This is a genomic window from uncultured Chitinophaga sp. (genome assembly GCF_937874145.1).
Taxonomy (GTDB): domain Bacteria; phylum Bacteroidota; class Bacteroidia; order Chitinophagales; family Chitinophagaceae; genus Chitinophaga.
Genome location: NZ_CALNBI010000314.1, coordinates 1 through 5,274 on the forward strand (window position 1 = coordinate 1; position 5,274 = coordinate 5,274).

At 50.0% G+C, this 5,274-nt stretch carries 5 protein-coding genes; 4 read left to right on the plus strand and 1 reads right to left on the minus strand.

Annotation, left to right across the window (positions count from 1 at the left end; all coding sequences use genetic code 11):
* Positions 1-646: 646 nt before the first annotated feature.
* The 4 genes from Q0510_RS15225 to Q0510_RS15240 all read left to right on the plus strand — a co-directional run bounded on the left by Q0510_RS15225 (position 647) and on the right by Q0510_RS15240 (position 4,708).
* Positions 647-1,129 (plus strand): hypothetical protein, encoded by a 483-nt coding sequence (locus Q0510_RS15225; RefSeq protein ID WP_298713516.1) that lies wholly within the window; start codon positions 647-649, stop codon positions 1,127-1,129.
* 432 nt (positions 1,130-1,561) lie between these two features.
* Positions 1,562-2,041, plus strand: a complete 480-nt coding sequence (locus Q0510_RS15230) for a hypothetical protein (RefSeq protein WP_298713519.1) — start codon at positions 1,562-1,564, stop codon at positions 2,039-2,041.
* A 66-nt stretch (positions 2,042-2,107) separates the two neighbouring features.
* Positions 2,108-3,505 carry a hypothetical protein gene (locus Q0510_RS15235; protein ID WP_298713522.1) on the plus strand — a complete coding sequence of 466 codons (1,398 nt, stop codon included), beginning with the start codon at positions 2,108-2,110 and terminating at the stop codon, positions 3,503-3,505.
* A 330-nt stretch (positions 3,506-3,835) separates the two neighbouring features.
* Entirely contained in the window at positions 3,836-4,708 is an 873-nt protein-coding gene (locus Q0510_RS15240; RefSeq protein WP_298713525.1) for a hypothetical protein, read from the plus strand.
* Positions 4,709-4,779: 71 nt separating this feature from the next.
* Here Q0510_RS15240 and Q0510_RS15245 read toward each other — a convergent pair.
* Positions 4,780-5,274, minus strand: a 495-nt coding sequence (locus Q0510_RS15245; RefSeq protein ID WP_298713528.1) for a type IX secretion system membrane protein PorP/SprF, incomplete at its 5' end; no start/stop codon positions are given.

Consider the following 5,274-nt stretch of genomic DNA (forward strand, 5'->3'; position numbering starts at 1 on the left):
TACTCTGTCGCGCAGTGACGGCGCAGGTTTTGACGACGGTATGGCGCTGGTGGATCGTCTGGTGCTGTTGCTGGATGGTTGCGGACAGGCGTTCTTTGACCCGGCGAATCCTGTGCCGTGAGGAATTTGAAGCCGGTAAGCCATACAACAATAACTAGGATGAGCCTGTCGTGATACAGTGTTATGTTACGTAGTGCTATGAAGACAAAGTTTAAAGTTTATTTGTTGGCCTAATCCATTATTGGTTCTTTAGATCAATCACGCATGGCCCGTCAGGGCCGCGAATTATTCATTTAGCAATCGCCCAGTGTAGTGCCGACAGCCCTTGGCGCGGTCCGGAATTCTTTCAGTATGCCGATCGTTAGGATAGATGTATGCCAGGACGCGGAGTGTCGGAGAGAATGTACGTCGGGCTATATCCAACGTTTCTGCCATTTTTCAAACCGTAATAAATACGTATTTTGCTGGAAGACGGCAGAGAATTAACCGAACCCATCAACCTATACTTTAATGACGACAATATCCCTGCAGCCGCCTTATCCATGCTGCACAGACACGGACACCGATTCCGTGAAGAATGATCGCTATACCCAAAGTTCGTTCCCGATCAACAAGTCTATTGCTTTAACCTAATCCTGAATACACCATGCGTTCCAGTATAAGAGGTTTCAGTACATTCCTCTGGTTTATTTTCCTAGCCGCCTGCTATGCTTTTTTAGATATCGGAAAACAACAAATTAACAACGAGCTCATCTTTTTCCTCCATCACCTGTTGATGGGTACCATTTTCATCATTTCCATCCCAATCCCGGATTTACTGTTGAGAAAGAAAATCCGGCAGGAGGATTGCCCGGTAGTCAGATGCCGCAGAACGTTTTTGTTGCCGAAAAGCTGGTTGATGCGGTGTTTTATGGTGGTGGATGAAGGCGAACGGAAAAGGATCTTCAGTAAACTTTCGCTTAGTAAATCCCCCCGCAAACAAACGATCCATTACTACAAGACTTTCGATGGGCAATACAAGGCGGTTGACGGGATTGGTGTCCTGATCAGGCTGGTTATCATCGCCGCTTTGTATTTCGTGCTCAGGTACGCTCTGCCGATATGGGATATCACTCTTGACAATCGTTAAGTCCGCCGCTGATAGCGGAACTTATAAAATAATCTCAACCTTTTATACTTGTACTGGAACACGCCGTAACGAATGCCTGGCACCATCTGCCTGGCTACCCCATCCAAAAAAATCTTTAAAAATTTTCCCGCCTCAATTCCGGTATCGATTTTGTGTGAAAAAGACGCAACTCATCGTTCCACACTGCATTTGATTTACTTAAACATATATTTATAATAATATATTAAGCTTATAATCAATGCGTTCGGCCACCGGGCGTTTTGAAATATAGGAATTAACCATATATTTACACTGCGGTTTACCTATACCGACAACCTATGCAAACTGAACGTCCGAAGAAGCCCTTGTTGCTGCCGATTTTTGGCGCCCATCAGCGAGCGGATGCCATTTGCCCCAACTGAAAAGAAGAAAGAACACTTAACAGACTATCGTATGGATATTATTGCGTACCAGGACTTTCACGCCATTCGCCTGAGCGATTTCTATGACGGTCCTGATTACCAGGAGGTGGAAGATTACGACTTCATGGGGGAAATTTGGGTAGGAGAGCTTTGCGGCTTCAATACCTTCCTGCGGCCCGTTTCACTCCCGAACGAAACCCGGGCAATTTCCCTGGATTTTACCAAAGACCACGACGGCATGGCGCTCCGCGTGCTGGAAGCCCTCGAGCTTCCGATCCCCGCAAATTGCACGCAATCCCAAATGACCGACATCTGCGGCGAACCCAGGAAAGTCGTAAAACTCGCGAAAGACACGGTGACCATGGACTTCGTCATCGGCGACCGCTGCAGGTACCTCGTGTCCTGCACCATTCATCAACAAAACGGTCTCATGTACCTCGACGTCGTAAACGAAACCGGCGTTCTTCAAAAATCTGCAAAAAAGAAAAAAACGAAAGAGGAAAAAATTTAGATTGCAGTATTAAATAATTACTATACCGTGAGAAATTATTTCCTTGTCATTGTTTGTTCACTTGTCATGCCAGCCCTTGCGGTAGGGCAGGATAGCCTGCTGGCGAAGGCAGAGGCGTTACCCAATAAATATCTTCAACAGGTTACCGCGAAATCCAAACGCTATGAAAAGCAAGTTGAAAAACGTGCTTCGAAAGCCCTCAGGCGGATGATCCGGCTGGAACAGAAGATGGCGGCCAAACTCACGAAAGTGGATTCGATGGCCGCTAAGAATATCTTCACGAACTCGCTGGATTCCATGCAAAACCTCCAGGCAAAGATAAAGGGCAAAACGCAGGCCCTGACCAGCGCCCTGAATGGCAATACCGGCGGGTATCTCGATACGCTCGCCAATACCCTGGGGTTCTTGAAAGGGGCCGGCGGCCTGCTCGGTTCTGTTAGTAAAACCAAAGATAAACTGGGCAAATCCTTCGGCCAGGTGAAATCGCTGCAAGATAAACTGCAACAGGCCTCCCAGATCCGCAACTATATCCGCGAACGCCGTAACCTCCTGAAATCCCAGTTGGGGCAGTACACAAATATGGCAAAGGATCTTCAGAAGGTCAACAAAGAAGTATATTACTACGCGCAACAACTCAAGGAATACCAGTCCATATTCAGCGATCGCAAAAAAGCGGAAGCCAAAGCTATGGAACTGTTACAGAAATTGCCGGCGTATAAGGATTTCATGGCCCGTAATTCCCAGATTGCAAGGTTATTCAATTTGCCAGGAGTGAACAGCAGTGTGAATGTGGAAGAACAACTGGCGGGATTGCAAACCCGTTCGCAGGTGGAACAATTGATCCAGCAACGTTTAGGCGGCGGCGGTCCCAACGCTTCCCAGGCCATCCGACAGCAGATGGATGCCGCCCGTTCGCAAATTGATGAGCTGAAAAAGAACTTCCCCGACCTCGACAATGCCGCTGAAATGCCCGATTTTAAACCGAACGAAATGAAAACCAAAAGCTTCCTTTCCCGGCTTGAATTCGGCGCGAATGTTCAGTTTCAAAGGTCCAACCAATTCTTCCCATCCACCGGCGATTTCGCCGGACAGGTCGGTTATCGTTTTAGTAAAAATGGAATTATCGGCCTCGGCGCGGCTTACAAACTCGGAATGGGTACCGGATTTAATAATATCCGTTTCTCCCACCAGGGCATCGGTGCGCGGTCATTCGCAGATTATAAATTGAAAGGCACCTTTTTCGTGAACGGCGGTTTTGAATATAACTATAACGCCGCCTTTAGTAACCCCGGACAATTATCCAACGCTAAATCCTGGACCCGCAGCGCGCTGCTGGGTATTGCCAAAAAATACAAAATCAACAACAAGCTGAAAGGCAATATGACCCTGCTGTACGATTTCCTCCATAACAGCCAGGTCCCACGCACAGATCCGGTTAAGTTCAGGGTCGGCTACAATTTTTAGCCAACATACACAATTCAAGTTTGCACCTGGAAGGGTGAAAGACATGACACATTAGTAAATTACACATTCGAGTGTTGAGGTCATTCTAGTGCCAAATATTTACGTATTGGTGATTTATTTTCCGGATATTTCAAAAAGATGCTCGTTAAATTTGAAGTATGGAACGGAATAATTTATTTTTATAGAGAAGATGCGGAAAATTATGACTTGTAATTTGTGTTCCCTGGCCTGGTTGGCCCGAGGCGGGGAGACCAGCGGCAAACCAACTTGCATGTATGTGAAAGCCGCCCGGCGCTCCCTGCCTCAGGTCCTTAAAATCGTCTCCGTGCCATGATCAGCGTCACTGCCGCCATACAACAAATTGCCGCCTGCCGGACGAGTTGGGGCAAATCCACCATCTCCATCTCCGACGCCTCAGGCTGCGTCCTCGCGGAACCGCTGGTGCATACCTCCACCGAAAACGGACAATCCCCTCAAGCATTCACCACAGGCACCCAGCTTTCCAGCCGCCACCTGGCCGCCATAAACCAGGCAGGCATCCCGCGGGTGTCGGTATTTACTCCGCCATCAGTGGCGTTCATCGGTTTAGTGGAAGGCGAGGGGTTGCCCATTCCGCAGACCAATAAGCTCACGATCGAAGGTGCATTAGCGAACTACCGCATCCCGCTGCGCGAAGCGGTGTTCCCGGCGGCAGGGTCTCCGGGCCTCATAAAGGCCGTGGAGTCATCACTCGATGCCGATTTACTAATCCTGTGCGGCAACATACTCCCGAAAATTTTCCTCGACGCCGGGGTAGAACCCGTTTTCAACCGCGTGAAAGCGCATCCCTGCCAGGCTTTTTGGTTCGGTTACAGCCCCACCAAAACCCGCGTGATGTTGATGCCTTCAAACCCTTTCGCCGTGCAGGTGGCATCGCGCCTGTTCCTGGAATCCTACATCCGCGCCTGCTGGGGGATGAAAGCTATCCGCCCCTGGTGGCTGCCTTATGCAGAACACCGGACCCCCATCGTGCCGCAGGATGAATACGTACCCGCCGTTACCATGCACCGGAACGGACTGAAAATCCGCGCGACGTCCTTCTCAGGGCACACGGATCTTGGCTCAGCCGCGCAGGCCGACGGCTTCCTTTGCCACAGCATCGAAAACGGCAGCCTGGAGCCCTCGTCCCTCGTGCCATTCTACCCCTGGACCGATCCCTCCTGAAATAAAGAACCCGTTGCGCTCAGTAACAACTGATCCGCAACGGGTCCATCTATATTGCCTGTAGAAATTCTCTAGTTAAACAGCCGCACCTTGATGCCCAATCCAAAGTTGCCGCCATACGCATCGAGGCCGGCGGGCTGGTTGGTGTAACTCGCCTGCACCTGGATCGAGTTCTTGAACTGGAAGCCCACGCCGCCTGTCACCGCCTTATTGGTATGATATAAGCCAAACACGTTCACCAGGTTACGCGCGAAACTCACCCTGGCGCCCGCATCAACCACACTTTTCGAGTTCAGCATCGCCCGGAAGCTTACTAACGGCTCGATGGACGAAATTTTGTAACTCCGCGTCCCGAACTTATAGGAGGCGGTGACCGCGAAAGTGGCCTGCCCGCGGGGCTCCGCGTCATCGATATTTTTGAAAGTGCGGGTGATATTGGGCATGGTAGCCTGCAACGTCAGTTTCTGGTTGGTATAAGCTATACCGAGGTCGGCACCGATAGCGTTTTTATAACCTTCGTACCCCTTGAGGGCATGCTCAGCCGGGGTGCCGGGCTTCAGGCTTTC